This window comes from Shewanella kaireitica, from assembly GCF_023284045.1.
Taxonomy (GTDB): Bacteria; Pseudomonadota; Gammaproteobacteria; order Enterobacterales; family Shewanellaceae; genus Shewanella; species Shewanella kaireitica.
On record NZ_JAKIKQ010000028.1, the window covers coordinates 19,995 to 35,663 of the forward strand.

Consider the following 15,669-nt stretch of genomic DNA (forward strand, 5'->3'; position numbering starts at 1 on the left):
GTGCACTCCATAGTTAGCGCGGACACAATGTTATATTGTCAGTCCGTTAGCTGGTATTTTTCCAAACGATATAGAAATGCTTTATAAGACAGGCCTAACTGCTTAGCAGCGCGAGTACGATTACCGTCATGACGGTGCATCGCTTGCTGTAAACAATCTTTTTCAAATTCTTCCCATTCGAAACCTGTTTCAGGCAGTGTAAACGCTTTAGCATCAATCACACTTGGGCTCTGAGTCAGCTCTGCGACAAGTTCGTCTTCATCTCCGAGCAATACAAATCGCTCAATACGATTAGATAACTCTCGTACATTACCGGGCCAAGGGTAATCCAACAGAGCTTTCATGGTGGTTGTGCTTAATTTCATCGCTTCCAGCCCGTATTGTCCACCATGTATTTTGAGGAAATGCTCTATCAACCTACCAATATCTTCTTGCCTTTCACGTAACGGTGGCATCTCAATTGGCACCACATTTAAGCGGTAGAATAGATCTTCACGAAAACGCCCCTCTTCGACTTCAACTTTGAGATCTCGATGAGTAGCAGCAATAACTCTAACATCTAATTTAATTTCGCTATTTTGCCCTAACCGAGAGATCACTCCCTCTTGTAAAAATCGCAATAATTTAGTCTGCTGTAGCAGTGGTAACTCAGCCACTTCATCTAAAAATATAGTGCCTTCGTTTGCCGCTTCCAATTTACCGATCTTTTGACTTGTAGCGCCAGTGAATGCCCCTTTTTCCGCACCAAATAACTCAGACTCAGCCAGACTTTCAGGAATAGCCCCGCAATTTATGGCAATGAAAGGTTTATTTCGTCTTGGTGATAATTGATACAAAGCTCTGGCTGCCAGTTCTTTACCTGTGCCACTTTCACCACCAATAAGGACAGTGGCATCAGTCGCACTGACACGCTGCACTCTTGTATAAACCTTTTGCATACAGGGAGCTTTACCAACTAACCCCACCAGCTCCTGCTGCTGTGATAACTCTGACGCTAAACGCTTATTATGCTGTTTAAGCTTTAGTGATTTAGCGACCTTTTCAATTGCCATAAACAGTGCTTGGCGCTGATACGGCTTAGACAGATAGTCATCGGCTCCCGCTTGCATAGCATCTACCGCATGAGTGATGGTGCCGTATGCCGTCGCAATAATAAAACCTAAATCAGCATGCTCTCGCCTAACGTAAGTCAGCAAATCCATCCCTGATAACTGCCCTAGCTTCCAATCGGAAAAGACCAAATCGGGCACTGACTCCTTTAACAATAAAATAGCTTGTTCCACGCTATCGGCTTCACTAACAAGGTAGTTATTTGCAGTTAGCATTTGGCTGATTAATGAGCGTTGATCAGGTTCATCTTCTACCACAAGAATATGCAAAGGTCGTTGACTCATCTATTGCTCTCCGAAGTTTGGCGTGGGGAATCGATAAATAAAATAGTCGCGATGGTTCCTCCCTCTGGGTTGTCTTGATAAAAAATATCGCCACCATAGTGGCTTTCAATCAGACGCTTAGCGATATAGATCCCCATCCCTGAGCCTTCAGCTTTTGTGGATATATGAGGCTTAAACATCAGTTCTTTAATTGAAGGTTCGATACCCTTACCCCAGTCTGTAATCACAATAGTTCTGTTATTCTCAATTTGACTCAACTCAATCTTAATTTGCGTGCCATTAATGTCTGCTTCTACTGCATTGATCAACACCGCATGTACAATACTTCTAAGTTCTGATTCTGCGCCATGAACGGCCACAACATTATCAGCATCAAAAATCACTTTGGGTTTTAGTCCCGAAATCGATAATTCAAGCAAAATATCTTGCACGATAGCATTCAATGGTACCAAGCTATCACGTTGTACCTCATGGCTAGAAAGGGTTAATAATGATTGAATACTCTTATCCATTAAGCCGATTTTCTTTTGCATTTTTATATTTACCGCTTCGCGGTCATCTTGAGATTCGGTATAGATACTTTGCTCTGACAGCAAGCCTAGGGTGTGTAAGGGGTTTCTCAAGCTATGGGCAATTCCCCTAGTGATTTGACCAAGGTCTGCCAGATGCTGTTGCTGTGACATCTGCTGCTCTTTTTTCTTCCAACTATCTAGTGCAAGACTCATGCGGTTAAAGCCACTCATGATCGTTTTAAGTTCTTTGACTCCCTGCTCTTTTAGCTGAATGCCAAAACGACCTTCACTTAGTTTCTTATGGCCACGAGCCAATTCGCTTAATGGCTCTGTAACGTGATGACTTAACCAGTAGGCAAGTATGAGCGCCATAACACTCGTGAGTAGGATCACCAGCAGCACCGACTCACTAAAACGCTCTAGCAAATGATTGGCACCATGACTCGGCAATTCAATACTACGTTGTTCACGGACAACAACACCGTCATCAGCATCGCCCTCTACTATCATGACTCTACCAGCTTGCAGCCAGTCATCGGTATCAACCTCAAAACTATTAAGGCTTTCTTCGACTCGCTGTTGATACTCTTTCGCTGCCTCTATTTTTAGTTGTTGCAGATTTTCACGCTCTCCTTCAATATCACGGCGCTCTTTCTCTAGCAAAGCTTGCACTTTCTCTTGCAATGCCAATTGCTGTTTTTGATAAGCATCTCCCTTAACCGAAGTGGTGTTAGCGGTGATATCCACCAGCGACTGCGCAAGCTGAGCAATCTCTTCGTCTAAATCAGCTATATCTTCATCAAGCTCGATTACAAATTGCTCGCTATCTTCTGACTCAATAAACTCGCTATGATCAGAACGGGTGAATTCCCAGCTATCGATATCGGACGCTTTTTGAATGACGACACTGACCAAACTCTTCGATAATGATCTTGAGCTTTGTTCCAACTCTTGTTGAAGCTGTGTTTTAAAATACTGCGCTACAAAAAGCTGACTAATCGCCAACATCAAAATGAGTGCTCCAAACAACAGAAAAACATAACGCTTAATAGACATAGTTAACTCTTTACCTAGTCTCAATATCTTTTATATTGAGAAGTTCTCTTATCAGATTTATAGCTATACAAGTTTGATACCAGCTTGAAAACCACAAAGGCCTCAGCGGAACCCAGCATTACACGCGGTCATTTGCTACTAACCTTATCATGTTTAATAACAAAGTCCCCATATGGGGAAGTCATCAGCCCTTTTGGGGAGATCTCAATACTCTTTAGAGAGTTACTCTTCAATTTAATAGTAAAAGTCCCATAAATAGTGGACTTAAAGGAGTTGGCACGATCTTCGCTATATCTAGTTTGAACTGAGCAAAGCTTCTATGGCGACTTTAAAGCCACAATATTAAAATGAAATAAGGGAAAACGAGCATGAAAAAGAACTTACTAGTATGTGCACTATTAACCTGCGGTTTAGCTTTTCAAAGTAGCACTTTTGCAGCTCCCACTGATATCGATGTAACTGAAACTGATCAGAAAGTGTTTAGCACTCAAATTGAAACTGACGAAAATGACATCACCCACGTCACGGTGAAATCCAATGGCAAGCAACATGAGCTAGCATTTACTGCCCAAGAGTTAAAAGACAAAGCAGTGCTCAAAGAAAAACTGAGTGTATTACCAAAAGAAGACCAAGCGCTATTAACACGTACTTTATCTCGTATGCAGCAACCCACTAAAGACAATGTTTTTATCATCGATGGTAAGCAAGATAAGGCGATAAAAATAAAGCTAGAAAAGCTGTATCAAGAACTCGATGGAAAAACAGCTGAAATTGAAGCCCATGTGGTAAAAATTGAAGCTAAATCCGGTGAGTTAGAGGCTAAAGCGCTCGAGTTAGAGAGATTGTTTGAGCAGAATGAAGGCAACTTTGAAATTCATATTGATTCTTTATCAGATGATATTGAGCTGATCACTGAGCAAATAACAGAGTTAGAAGTCATGCGTTTTGGTGACAGTGATAACCATGGTAAGTATATTATCATTAATGGTGATGATGAAAACGAGCAAACTACCGAACATATTCTCAGCTTAATTAATCACAGCAATCTCAGTAAAGAAGACAAAGAAAAGCTCATCGCGGCACTCAAAGATGCTAAGTAAGCTTTACTTCAATCAATAACTGACCTCCCCAGTATGTTTTAGGCGTACAAATTCAAGGCCATGAGCTTGTATCGCAGCGGCTAAACTCTCGGGGAGCGTTCAAGCCTCTATACTGATTGCAATGATAGGCATGGCGCCGACGGATTCCCTTGAGATAAAAAGGAGTATGTTCACTATTTCTGCACATAACATGTGGTCTTAACGAATATTAATTTGTTAATTGTGAAGCTGTCGATAGAATACTTGTTTAACTTTACCGTATCCTCTTCGGGTATCAGAGTTCAACAAGGGTTAGTACTATGTGGTGGCGTATTATTTTTATCAGTCTTGCATACTTATTGCTCGGCGCACATTTTCTTCGATTTGGGCAAACAGAGGCTTGCATAGCTTATGCTATCGCACCTACTCTTCTGTTCATTAGAGCGACATGGGTGACTCGTTTATTACAATTGACGCTAGTGGTATCAGCCTTCTTAGTATGGGGAACAAGCGCTTTTGAATATGTTCAAATGCGCATGCTTGCTGAAGCGCCGTGGTATCGCCTGAGTATTATTATGACTAGTGTTGTAGTATTTACCTTATTTGCAGCTTGGTGCGGTAACGGCATTATCAATAAACGCAGTCAGCGCCGAATTTTCAATTAGTTTTACTCCATCCGACGACTAAAAGTACGGAACGCTTTGGGATGGCGGTAATGAGTACCATTATGTAGTTCAACAAGATTTATCCGGTATTGAGTGATTCGCGAGCAATCTTCTGCTCGCGATATCAATAAAAATATTCAACAGTGCTGTTACGCAAATCAATATTAATGCGCCATTAAAGCGAATTTCAGAAAAATTGCTATCGATATAGAATCCTAATGTCGCCACGCCCAACATCCCTAGAATCGCAGTTTCACGCAAAATAACTTCAAATCGATAGAAAAGTAATGCCATCATATTAGGGTATATCCTAGGTAATACATCATAAGTATAACCATCAAACTTACCGTTAAAATGCTGACTATAAACAGTCGACGCACTTTGCCTCGCGACTAAATAAGCGATTAAAGCGCCATTATGAATAGCCAAAGCCAAAATAGCAGGTAGCATGGATGGTCCCAGTAACAGCATGAAAATATATGCAAATATGTACTCAGGTACTGACCTTAAAATAAGTAAGTTAACGTTATTTGTAGCCGCTACAAATGAGCCTGTTAATGGTTTAAAACTAACGGCTGTGAAGATAATAGTTAACAAGTAACTGCCACCTAGCGCAGCGATAGCAAGTAACAAGGTCGCCAACACACCAGGCACAGCTTGCTCAGTGATAATCCGATTAAACCACTCGCCAAACAAATCCCATTTATCACTAGATAACAGCTCAACACTATGGCTTTGGAACATCGGTGGTAAAATATCATCACTTAAAAAACGCCAAACAAGCGAACTATCTATGGTGGTTATTTCAGGTAATAGCAGGATGGCAGCAATAAAATATACAGGTAAGAGCTTAGCGCGGCACCAATAAGAAATCGTACCTATTATCACGATAAACAGAATGAGCAGTGCTGCTCCTTGATGATAGTGCCCCTGCCTAAACGCAGACTCAAGATAAAAACCTAATGTCGGCATTCCAACAAAACCAAGTATCGCGCTGCTTCTTAGGGCGCACTCAAAGCGATAACGCACATACGCTTTTATTTCATTAAAAACATGAGCCAAACGGCCATATAGGTAGCGGCTGATTTTATCGGTATTAGCGGGTAAATTCTGCAATGTCGAGGCTGGCGCTTGCTGTAAAATATCACTAAAAACTCGAGCAAATGTTGCACCATAAGGTAAAGCGATTGCTAACACCCCAGTTAAAGGAGATAACCCAAACACTTGTAAAAATAGTAATGCCCAAAACAACTCATGGATAGAACGGATAAAAGCGCAAACTGCAGCAACAATCGGCTTGTTATAAATCAGCGCAATTGGGCCACCTATCAATAAACCCGCCGCGACGCCAAGTAAGGCGAAGCTGATTGTCTGCCATATTGCTTCGAATAGATATTCAGTTGCTAAAAAATCTGGCGAAAGAAACCCTAACCCAATACGTTTTAGCTCACTCCATGGCTCTAACGCAATGATCTCTGTATCTGCCCAATAAAAGCATGTGAGCGTAATAACCAGTAAAACTAACGAAACTCGCTGCCAATAGCCAAAAAAAGCCCATCGTGACTCATGTCTAATCACAAACGGCTGACTCGACGATTGCAGACTCACTGGCAATAAACTCTTGATTCATCGAGCCTTGGTAAAAATCCTGCAACATTCCAATCGTCAAAGATGAAGCTTTAGTGTCAATGTGCTTTTTACCGTTGCGTAACCCAATCACCCTGTCAAAATACTGCAACGCCATACTCATATCATGCAGCACCATAATTACCGACTCATGTTGCTGTAATACATTCTTAATCAATCGCTTACTCATTAAAGGATCGAGAGCAGAAAAAGGCTCATCACCAATAAAAACCGGCATTTTTTGGTAAATGGCACGACCGACAGCGGTTCGCTGTCGCTGGCCACCAGAGAGCTTCGAAACAGGTTGTGATAATGGGCAATCTAACTCTAAGTCTTGAGCAATAATGGCGATTTCTTCAAGTGGCTTTTTAAAAGGGAATGGTAAATTCAACAAGTTATAAAGTGCAGAGTTCCTGCCCAGAGCGCCCATATAGATATTATGAAATATGCTCAAGCTTTCAACTAAGCCCTGTTGCTGGGAGCAGTATGCTGCGCTCCCATGCAACTGGGTATTAATATGACTAATAAGCGTTGATTTCCCTGAGCCCGAACTACCAATAACAGCCACTTTTTCTCCTGCTTTTATTGAAAGGTCGATAGAGTCGAGTGCTTTTTTGTCGCCGAAGCTAAGGGAAAAACCACTAATATTTAGCATCGATTAATCAATTAGACCAATGGTTTTAGCAACATTTTCAATTGGCTCATAATCTAAGTTATCTGCAGCCACAAAAGACTTACGAGGAAAACTGTTGAGCAGTTCAGGATCGTACATCTCCAATAATACTGCCGACAGTTTAGCTTTAAAGCCTTCACCAAAAGCGTCATCAACCCCCTCTCTCACGGTCCATTGGTAGTCAGGGTATGAAGGGCTTTCCCAAATGACATCAACCTTTTTTAAATCAACCTTTCCAGCTGCAACAGCGGATTCCCACACTTTATAATTTACAGCCCCAACTTGATAGACCCCAGCTTGGACTTGAGCAATGGTGCGACTATGATCACCGGAAAATCCAATGCGCTTAAAAATGTCTTCCGGTCTTTTACCCAAGTTTCGTTCAATAAAGAACTGCGGCATTAACCGGCCTGATGTTGAGTCTTTCGAGCCAAAGGTAAAGGTATAGCCGTTAAGGTTTGGAAAACTATCGTTAACTAGCATCTCGGTCGAGTGATGTGCGATAAAGTAGCTTTTAAAAAATTGGTCTTCGTAGCCTTGGGCTATTGCGTCAGAGCCAGGCACAAGTCGTCTTGCTTGAACGCCAGAGAGGCCACCAAACCAAGCCAGCTGTACTTGATTGTTTCTAAATGCTGTTACAGCTGCAGAGTATGACTTTACAGGGATATATTTAACTTCAACCCCAAGCTTCTCTTCCAAATATACGGCAACTTTATCAAAACGAGTTCGCAATTGACTCTCATCCTCGTCAGGAATAGCGGTAAATGTAAAGGTAGCCGCTAATGCGCTTGGCGCAACAACAAGCAAGAGAAACACACTAATAAGGGGTTTAATCGCGAACATAATCGACCTGATTTGACAAAAATTTAACGGATCTTAACCAAATTGCGCAAACAAACCCAGATTTATGTCGCTAAAGTGTTAGATAATTACGGATTAAGACATAACCGTGCTTCTATTTTCGACGTTCAAGTCCTTTCTCAAGCCTAATGACAACACAATTCAGCAAAGGTTAAGTAATTGAAGTGTAAACTCCTACGTAAATTGAAACACTTAGTTGGCAGTTGGCATAATTCTGCGTAAACTAATCTTTATCGCATTCAAGGATATTTGACTATGAGAATATTGGTTGTTGAAGATGATCCGATTCTATCTCACCACCTAAAAGTGCAATTGAGTGAACTGGGAAATCAAGTTCAAGTTGCATTAACAGCAAAAGAGGGATTTTATCAAGCAACAAACTATCCAATCGATGTTGCGATTGTTGATCTTGGTCTCCCGGATCAAGATGGCATTAGTTTGATTCAAAGCCTACGCGATAATGGCCTTAAAGCACCGGTACTGATTTTGACTGCACGAGTCAACTGGCAAGACAAAGTCGAGGGGCTCAATGCAGGTGCTGACGACTACCTTGTCAAACCATTCCAAAAAGAAGAACTCGTTGCTCGACTTGACGCTCTCGTTAGGCGCAGCGCTGGTTTTGTAAAGCCAAAAATAACCAGTGGTGCACTGGAAATAGATTTAGCTGCAAAGCAAGTATCAATGAATGAGGAGCCGATGGAAGTCACCGCATTTGAGTATCTCATTCTTGAGTACTTAATGCGCCATTGCCACGAAGTTGTCGCAAAACAGCGTTTACTTGATGTGATCTACGGCGACAAAGAAGGCGACCCAAACACCATTGAAGTCATGGTAAGCAGGTTACGCAAAAAGCTAACCAAAGATGGTTTGGAAAACCCTATCGCAACCATTCGTGGTCAAGGCTATAAATTTAATCTGCCATGCAGCTAAACTTTAAACCTAAGAAACGTCTGCTAACACGGATGTTTCTCACCTCTTTATCAATCATCGCTCTAGTGGGCTTTGGTTTAGCGTGGATGGTCAATATCCTTCACGCACAAAATAGTTACAACGAAGAAACTTCTCAACTCATTGCAGAGATCCCCAAAGTTGCCGCTGAACTAAGAGAGCATGATCTACTTCCTGATAATAGCGATGAGTGGTTAGCAGAAAACAATACCTCTCAGCGATATATTATAGCCAGTTGTGATAGCACTTTTAACCAAGTATGGACATCTTCAATGGCTGTTGACCGCGGCCTATTTGATACTTGTGAGCGGTTCAACGAGATCCGCAATAGTAACCCCCCCTATTATCTTTCACTCGCGGATACCCGTGGCTATTTTGTTTATTTACTTTCATTAGATATCGCAGGCAGTGAATATAATTTACTGGTATTGAAAGACGCTGAAAAATTACAAGACGAGTACAACAAGTTTAGCCGTCGAACCTATATACGTCTCGGTTTTGTACTTGCACTAGCGCTAGTATTATTGATAAGTGCAGCCTATTGGGGAATGCGTCCTCTAGTGCAACTTAGAAATGAACTACAGTCGGTAAATAGTGGAAAATCGAAGACCCTTTCTGAAGGCTACCCCGTTGAACTAGAAGGTGTTACACAAGCACTGAATCAGCTATTAGTACAATCGGGGGCACAACAACAACGCTACCAAAACGCGATGAATGATTTGGCCCATAGTCTTAAAACTCGTTTGGCAGCCGTGCATGCCATCACTGATGATGCCACATTAAATAAAGAGGCGACCAGCGAGAAAATAATGGAACAAGTTAGCCAGATGGATCAATTGGTGAAATACCAATTGAAACGGGCAATGCTAGGTCGTAAGGGGTTGAAGCAGGAACAAACCTTAATCGCTCCGCTTGTTGACCAGCTCTCGCAAATGCTGTTTAAAGTGTATCGCGATAAGCAGGTATTATTCGAAGCACGCATTGAGCAAGAGCACGTGTTCCCAGGTGATAAAGGCGACTTAATGGAGCTTTGTGGCAACTTGATGGAGAATGCATTTAAGTTATGCATCACCACGGTTAGAGTATCATCTTATTACAACGATGCCGGCGAGTTTGAGTTATTAGTTGAAGATGATGGCCCTGGCGTTGATGAAAGTATCAGACAGAATATCATTCAGCGTGGTGTTCGAGCCGATACCCAAAAAGCAGGACAAGGTATTGGCCTTGCTGTCTGCAATGAGATCGTTATCAGTTATGGTGGACGCCTCAGTATTGAGACGTCAGAATTGGAAGGAGCTTGTTTTAGGATCTCTATCCCTATTTAACACCATAGAGCTGCTCAGCACGATTAAACATTATCCATGAAGTTGCGATATATTTATCGCAACTCTTGGGCTTATTGCCACGATGCGAGTGGGTAAAACCGGCTGGCGCGATCACCATTGTGCCCTTTTTAGGTTTTACTTCCCTATCTTGATAATAAAACTCCGTTTCTCCCCCCTCCTCCACATCATTTAAATAAAACATATATAACACGACTCGATGCAAGGCTTCATTATGGTTTAATTGTGGGAACTGCTCCGAATGCCAATGGGGATAGCCTCCTTTGTCTTTATCATACTTTTGCACATTTATCGTTCCACTTCGATAAAGATACTTAACAATGGCCTCCGCTCTTGGCTCTCCATATGCCCTATAGTTATCTGGCGTAAGTGTTACAGTATTACCTTTATCATCAGCCACTCCAACCGATACCGCGCCCATCAGTGCCATTGAATACTTATTGAAATATTTAGCAGCATGAGAAAGCGTATAACCTAGCAAGCTATTTTTAAGTGCTGATAGATCATCATGTGAATCCAGCATCAGATCGCGGCTTAGCTTTTTATCGATATCTACGCCACCTCCAGTGCTTCCAGCTAAGACTCCAGGGTGGCTATCGAAGGCAGCAATAAGCTGATCACAAAGTTCATCGGGAAGCGCATTTGGGTATATTTCAATAAAATCCATTTGATACTCTTAAAACTGTTATGGTTTGAGTTCCCATATTTGTAAACATATGAGTTAAGCAATTGTAAATTATATAGGTTGCGTTAAAATAGCAAATTAAGGAAGACTCACACAAACACATATGCCAAATAGTTGTAAAGTTGCAGTTGAGCAGCTACAGATCGGTAACTTCATCAGACTACCTATCTCATGGAAAGATCATCCATTCTTATTCAGTAGCTTTAAAATTCGGCAACAAGCTCAAATTGAACTCATTAAGAACCTTGGGATTGAACATGTATTCGTTATCGTTGAGCGCAGCGATACGCCAATCTTAAGCGTTAAAGATGCTCTGGACCCAAAACAAAAAGCTGTTAAAAGTGATTTGGATAAGCTTTCAGATGAGCTTAACAAGCAAAAAGCTGAAAGTATTGAAGCTCACAAGAGCTTGAGGCGTCATTTACAGAAAACTGAACAACAGTTTGAACGTTCAGTGGCGATGATCCGCAGTTTAATGGGTAAACTACGCAATCGCCCGCTGAATGCGGTCAACGATGCAAAAGAGCTTGTCCATAATATTTGCGAACAATTATTAACATCGGATAAATTAGTCTTACACCTAATGTGCGATTCAAAAAAAGATGACGGGATTTACTTTCACTCTTTGAATGTATCCGTCTTATCGATGTTAATCGCAAAAGAACTAGGTTGGACTCGCAATGAAATAGAGCTCGTTGGACTAGGAGCCTTATTTCATGACACCGGTAAATTAAAAGTGCCAACTCAACTGATGAGAAAAACATCGCCATTAACTCAGGCTGAGCAAAACTTTATCAATCAACACCCCGCTATGGGCGTCGAATTACTTAAGCTTGCTGATAACTTTCCACCACAAGCATTACCAATAATATTAAACCATCATGAGTTTCTAGATGGCTCAGGTACTCCCAAAGGGCTAAAAGAACCTGAAATCGATAAACTAAGTCAACTTGTCACTGCTGTAAACACTTATGATAACCTCTGCCATTCAGATAGAAGTAGAAAGGCACGCACGCCCTTTTCAGCTCTCGGATATTTGTACAAACATTATCAGGCACAACTAAATCCAGACATTGTCAGTAGAATGGTTAAAATGCTTGGGATTTACCCACCAGGCAGTATTGTTGAACTTTCTTCAGGCCAGTACGGCATGGTGATGTCTGTGAATGTGAGCCAAATACTACTGCCAAGGATCTTAGTTTACGATGCGTTAGTACCAAAAGAACAAGCACCTATAGTGGAGCTGGCACAAGAAGGCATAACAATTGTTAGATGTTTACCGCCTGCTGCTCTTCCTGAAAAAGTATTCAAATACCTAAATCCTAGAGAGAGAGTCAGCTATTTTTTTGGTAGCGACAACTAGGGAAACACAACTCTACAAGGGTTCTGCCTGTTTATTTCTTGCTCTATTACGCAGCAGTTACTAGATTTAATCTAATAGCAAATGCAGTGGAGTGAGTTTTTATGACTGAATTACCCAGTTTTGACAGGTTGCTTTGGCTTGCGGAAAACGATCCCAAGAAGTTAGATACTTTGCAAAAAAAGTTAAACCAAGAAGTGATAGAAGAAAGTACAGCAAGCAGTAAACCCAAATTAATATCTTTACTGGATCACCTAGAAAAAAAATTGTCTCTTTGCAAGACACCTTATCAACGCTACCACGTAGTTAGTAATATGATGTATCAAAAACTATCGAGTCTTAATGAAGTGCTTAATCGTCCAGATGAGTTTTATCAACACAAAGCTAAGGTACTTTCATTTAATAATACTGAGCAAAATGCTGAAACTAAAACAGCCCGCTAGATGCGAGCTGTTTTAACTATAACCAACCTTTACGCTTAAAGAAAAGATATGTCCCGGCGGCACTGCCAAACATCATCAAAATCGCCATAGGGTAACCAAATTGCCAATCTAGCTCAGGCATATTAGCGAAGTTCATACCATAACTACTTGCGATCACTGTGGGTGGTAAGAACACTACTGCTGCAACCGAAAATATCTTAATAATCTTATTCTGTTGTAACCCACTGAAACCCATTGCAGCATCAAGCAAGAAATTCAACTTATCAAAAATGAACTGGCTATGTGGCATCAAGGACTCTATATCTGATAGCATTTCCCGAAGATCTTTAAGTTCACCATCGGATAATTGATCACGATAATACTTTTGCATAAACCGCAACGAGCGCTGTGTATCGAGCAAACTCAACCTTATCTTACCGTTGGAGTCTTCTTGTCGAGTGATCAGCTTAAAGACATCATCAAGCTCTTCATTTTTGAAAACCTCTTCACTCACACTATCAAGTACAGTGTAAACATCTTCAATCAAATCCGAGAGGTAATCGACCTTTAAATTAAAAAGCTCAAGCAATAATGCTTGGGGTGTGGAAGCTTCTATACGACCAAGCCTCAAGTAGTTTCTCAGCAATCTAATTAAACCTACATCCTCTTCCCGAATCGTCAGTAGGAAGTTCTGTCGGATATTAAAAGAGACGTTAACGCCTCTTACATCTTGACCAGCTCTTTGAGGAAACAGTGAATTAATGTGTAGGCCATCTTTATTCTGATAAAAACGAGCAGACGCCTCAATTTCATTGATATCTTCCTCTTCAGGAACATCTTCAACTGAAAACTGGCTCAACCACTCTCTTTCATTGTCGTCAGGTTTATAAAGATCCAACCACATAGTACCGGGAGGGATATTATCCTTTATGCTCAATTCGCTAATCGTTAGGTTACGATTTTCGTAGGCATAGGCTGTTATCATAGCTCCTCCTTCATACATTTAATCAATTAATGGGGTAAAAAACGAGGCTATTCTAACCCAAAAAGATATATCGCAAAGCGCTAACTAAAAGAAAAACCACAAATATTACTCTTTAACCGTATTTGCAACAATAATTCGCTCTTGATTAGACAACCTGACTCTTATTCCATCAACTGTTGTTATTTCATTGTTGGTAATATTCTTTTTTCTTACTTGATAAACTACGCTATCATCACTCATAGGTGACACAATAGTTACATTTACAACCTTATTACCATCTTGCCAATCCCAGTACCAATAGCCAGCGCTTGCCAATAATGAAAGGCTAACAATTGCATATAAAGCAAAACGAATTATTATTCCTCGCCCCATATCTTGGGTTCGCTCTTTAGCGGGACTCACTTTAGACTGGCGAATATAAAACATAGCACCTGCTATGACTAACATCGTCACTAGAATTTTTGTTAGCACGCGCAATCTCCAAACCCATAATGAAAAAACATTATAACCAAATTCACAGTTTGAAACTGTTAATAATATCTAAGCATTTAAACACAGTAGCTCATTAATTGGTGATGAACCTGCAAAAGGAAAACTGTTCTGCTATAAAGTAGTTATCAATTCCAATAGAGACCATTTATGAGATTATCCCACTCTGTTCTTACTGCTTTGTTAATTTGCATCAACTCCGCTGCTTTTGCCAACGTGGAGGTTACACCCCCCTCTAATTCCGAACTTGTTTTGGTCAATGGTAAAGAAAGCGTCAGCACAGGTAAGTTGACGCTAGACAACGGTGAAAACCAATTAGCATTGAGATATATTGGCCGTTATCAACAGCAAGGGTCTCAGACGCAATTTAGCTCTGACGTTATGATCATGACATTCTTAGCAGAAAATACATCACTAACTATTACGTTTCCTAGAATACGCTCTAATAGCGCCGCTGATGCTTTTAATCGGGAACCTAAGATAAGCCTTAAAGATACATCAGGAGTCGATATTGCATTCCGTCAGGACAAACTCATCAAAGATGGTATGCAGCTTGGTCGTGATTATGAAAAAGAGATCTTTGAATACAATAGTAGTAACCAAATTGCTGCGTTAGGCGCTTTAGCTGCGCCAATAGCAGCTAAAGTTCAGCCAAATTTGCTGCAGGTTGAAAACGTTACGAAACAGGCTAATGACCCCAAGCAAACAGATCAAATAAATGTTGGCCAGATGCTCGACTTTTGGTACCAACAAGCCGATGAAGAAACCAGAAAGGCATTCAAATTGAAGATTAACAGCAAAGAATAAAATTAGCCTAATAATGGCGCGGCTAAGCTCAAGATACAGATTGCAACTCTCCGTGCCATTTCAACTTTCACTTCCCTAATATAAGATGCAATCGCAATCACGATTCCCCGCTACAGCGTAGTATCACTCTTAAATAACCTAAAGTAAAAATTCCGCAGCAATAGCAATCTAGACTAATGCAGATAAACATAAGGGACTGTCATGACCAGCTTCAAGGCTATTTATATGCATCCGCATAAATGGCATTTCCTACTTCCAGTAGCCCCCATTGACTGCATCAGGCTTCGCTTGATAATTTTACCTTGCTCAGCATGAGTAAATTGGCCCTTGGAAATCACCTACTCTTAATTATCCTCGAAGTGGACACATGGGTATATCAGCCACACCTCTATCAGTGTCACGCTAAGAGCTGTAGTTTAATGATTAACTGATTCAAATTGCAGACGTAATAATGTTCGCTGCATCGTAGCGGGCTTAGATACTTATTAGGCGCCTGGAAATGACCTACTCTTTATTGTCCTCGAAGTGGACACGTGGGCATATTGGCCGCACAGCTATTAGTGTCACGCTATGAGAGGCAGCAACCATCAATAACTTGCTCAAACTGCAGACGTAAAAAAGCCCGCTATATAATAGCGGGCTTTGATACTAAATAGGCGCCTGGAAATGACCTACTCTCACATGGGGAAACCCCACACTACCATCGGCGATACTGTGTTTCACTTCTGAGTTCGGAATGGGATCAGGTGGGACCACAGCTCTAT

General features: G+C 41.1%; 15 protein-coding genes and 1 rRNA gene. 7 read left to right on the forward strand and 9 right to left on the reverse strand.

Translation table 11 applies throughout. The features are described from left to right. Nucleotides 1-38 precede the first annotated feature (38 nt). Nucleotides 39-1,394, reverse strand: coding sequence for a sigma-54-dependent transcriptional regulator (locus L2730_RS21325; RefSeq protein WP_248976426.1), 1,356 nt, complete (start codon nt 1,392-1,394; stop codon nt 39-41). Continuing rightward, a complete protein-coding gene (locus tag L2730_RS21330) occupies nt 1,391-2,962 on the reverse strand; it encodes a sensor histidine kinase (RefSeq protein WP_248976427.1) in 1,572 nt (523 codons plus the stop codon). The genes L2730_RS21325 and L2730_RS21330 overlap by 4 nt, the downstream gene beginning before the upstream one ends. Nucleotides 2,963-3,330: 368 nt before the next feature. On the opposite strand from L2730_RS21330, the gene L2730_RS21335 reads away from it, so the two are divergent. Both L2730_RS21335 and L2730_RS21340 read left to right on the forward strand, forming a co-directional pair. After that, nucleotides 3,331-4,062 (forward strand): hypothetical protein, encoded by a 732-nt coding sequence (locus tag L2730_RS21335; RefSeq protein ID WP_248976428.1) that lies wholly within the window; start codon nt 3,331-3,333, stop codon nt 4,060-4,062. Nucleotides 4,063-4,361: 299 nt separating this feature from the next. Then, nucleotides 4,362-4,706, forward strand: coding sequence for a hypothetical protein (locus L2730_RS21340; RefSeq protein WP_248976429.1), 345 nt, complete (start codon nt 4,362-4,364; stop codon nt 4,704-4,706). A gap of 69 nt (nt 4,707-4,775) precedes the next feature. Here the strand turns inward: L2730_RS21340 and L2730_RS21345 are convergent, their stop codons facing one another. Genes L2730_RS21345 through L2730_RS21355 form a run of 3 tightly spaced genes read right to left on the reverse strand, consistent with a single transcriptional unit; the run spans nt 4,776 to nt 7,848 of the window. Further along, complete coding sequence (locus tag L2730_RS21345) at nt 4,776-6,314, reverse strand: PhnE/PtxC family ABC transporter permease (protein WP_248976430.1); 1,539 nt, start codon at nt 6,312-6,314, stop codon at nt 4,776-4,778. Next, nucleotides 6,277-6,987, reverse strand: coding sequence for an ATP-binding cassette domain-containing protein (locus L2730_RS21350; RefSeq protein WP_248976431.1), 711 nt, complete (start codon nt 6,985-6,987; stop codon nt 6,277-6,279). The genes L2730_RS21345 and L2730_RS21350 overlap by 38 nt, the downstream gene beginning before the upstream one ends. 3 nt (nt 6,988-6,990) lie before the next feature. Beyond that, on the reverse strand, nt 6,991-7,848 hold the full coding sequence (locus tag L2730_RS21355) for a putative selenate ABC transporter substrate-binding protein (protein ID WP_248976432.1): 858 nt from the start codon (nt 7,846-7,848) through the stop codon (nt 6,991-6,993). Nucleotides 7,849-8,121: 273 nt separating this feature from the next. Here L2730_RS21355 and L2730_RS21360 point away from each other — a divergent pair, with 273 nt between their 5' ends. Together L2730_RS21360 and L2730_RS21365 are read left to right on the forward strand one after the other, a co-directional pair. Next, on the forward strand, nt 8,122-8,796 hold the full coding sequence (locus L2730_RS21360; protein ID WP_020912358.1) for a response regulator: 675 nt from the start codon (nt 8,122-8,124) through the stop codon (nt 8,794-8,796). Continuing rightward, complete coding sequence (locus tag L2730_RS21365; RefSeq protein WP_248976433.1) at nt 8,787-10,139, forward strand: ATP-binding protein; 1,353 nt, start codon at nt 8,787-8,789, stop codon at nt 10,137-10,139. The genes L2730_RS21360 and L2730_RS21365 overlap by 10 nt, the downstream gene beginning before the upstream one ends. Here L2730_RS21365 and L2730_RS21370 read toward each other — a convergent pair. Further along, on the reverse strand, nt 10,132-10,824 hold the full coding sequence (locus L2730_RS21370) for a 2OG-Fe(II) oxygenase (RefSeq protein ID WP_248976434.1): 693 nt from the start codon (nt 10,822-10,824) through the stop codon (nt 10,132-10,134). The genes L2730_RS21365 and L2730_RS21370 overlap by 8 nt on opposite strands. A gap of 121 nt (nt 10,825-10,945) precedes the next feature. Between L2730_RS21370 and L2730_RS21375 the strand changes: the two genes are divergently transcribed. Further along, nucleotides 10,946-12,205 (forward strand): cyclic di-GMP phosphodiesterase, encoded by a 1,260-nt coding sequence (locus L2730_RS21375; protein WP_248976435.1) that lies wholly within the window; start codon nt 10,946-10,948, stop codon nt 12,203-12,205. Between the two features lie 101 nt (nt 12,206-12,306). Next, entirely contained in the window at nt 12,307-12,645 is a 339-nt protein-coding gene (locus L2730_RS21380) for a DUF3135 domain-containing protein (RefSeq protein WP_248976436.1), read from the forward strand. A gap of 16 nt (nt 12,646-12,661) precedes the next feature. Here L2730_RS21380 and corA read toward each other — a convergent pair whose 3' ends face one another. Beyond that, nucleotides 12,662-13,609 (reverse strand): magnesium/cobalt transporter CorA, encoded by a 948-nt coding sequence (gene corA / locus L2730_RS21385; protein WP_248976437.1) that lies wholly within the window; start codon nt 13,607-13,609, stop codon nt 12,662-12,664. A gap of 105 nt (nt 13,610-13,714) precedes the next feature. Further along, nucleotides 13,715-14,080, reverse strand: coding sequence for a hypothetical protein (locus L2730_RS21390; RefSeq protein WP_248976438.1), 366 nt, complete (start codon nt 14,078-14,080; stop codon nt 13,715-13,717). A 168-nt stretch (nt 14,081-14,248) separates the two neighbouring features. On the opposite strand from L2730_RS21390, the gene L2730_RS21395 reads away from it, so the two are divergent. Next, on the forward strand, nt 14,249-14,905 hold the full coding sequence (locus L2730_RS21395) for a YccT family protein (protein WP_248976439.1): 657 nt from the start codon (nt 14,249-14,251) through the stop codon (nt 14,903-14,905). Between the two features lie 658 nt (nt 14,906-15,563). Here L2730_RS21395 and rrf read toward each other — a convergent pair. Beyond that, nucleotides 15,564-15,669 (reverse strand): 5S ribosomal RNA (gene rrf / locus L2730_RS21400); the annotation flags it as partial.

Bases quoted from the DNA above. Each gene is read 5' to 3' on its own strand.
- L2730_RS21325 (WP_248976426.1), bottom strand. From the start codon at position 1,394: ATGAGTCAACGACCTTTGCATATTCTTGTGGTAGAAGATGAACCTGAT.
- L2730_RS21330 (WP_248976427.1), bottom strand. From the start codon at position 2,962: ATGTCTATTAAGCGTTATGTTTTTCTGTTGTTTGGAGCACTCATTTTG.
- L2730_RS21335 (WP_248976428.1), top strand. From the start codon at position 3,331: ATGAAAAAGAACTTACTAGTATGTGCACTATTAACCTGCGGTTTAGCT.
- L2730_RS21340 (WP_248976429.1), top strand. From the start codon at position 4,362: ATGTGGTGGCGTATTATTTTTATCAGTCTTGCATACTTATTGCTCGGC.
- L2730_RS21350 (WP_248976431.1), bottom strand. From the start codon at position 6,987: ATGCTAAATATTAGTGGTTTTTCCCTTAGCTTCGGCGACAAAAAAGCA.
- L2730_RS21355 (WP_248976432.1), bottom strand. From the start codon at position 7,848: ATGTTCGCGATTAAACCCCTTATTAGTGTGTTTCTCTTGCTTGTTGTT.
- L2730_RS21360 (WP_020912358.1), top strand. From the start codon at position 8,122: ATGAGAATATTGGTTGTTGAAGATGATCCGATTCTATCTCACCACCTA.
- L2730_RS21365 (WP_248976433.1), top strand. From the start codon at position 8,787: ATGCAGCTAAACTTTAAACCTAAGAAACGTCTGCTAACACGGATGTTT.
- L2730_RS21370 (WP_248976434.1), bottom strand. From the start codon at position 10,824: ATGGATTTTATTGAAATATACCCAAATGCGCTTCCCGATGAACTTTGT.
- L2730_RS21375 (WP_248976435.1), top strand. From the start codon at position 10,946: ATGCCAAATAGTTGTAAAGTTGCAGTTGAGCAGCTACAGATCGGTAAC.
- L2730_RS21380 (WP_248976436.1), top strand. From the start codon at position 12,307: ATGACTGAATTACCCAGTTTTGACAGGTTGCTTTGGCTTGCGGAAAAC.
- corA (WP_248976437.1), bottom strand. From the start codon at position 13,609: ATGATAACAGCCTATGCCTACGAAAATCGTAACCTAACGATTAGCGAA.
- L2730_RS21395 (WP_248976439.1), top strand. From the start codon at position 14,249: ATGAGATTATCCCACTCTGTTCTTACTGCTTTGTTAATTTGCATCAAC.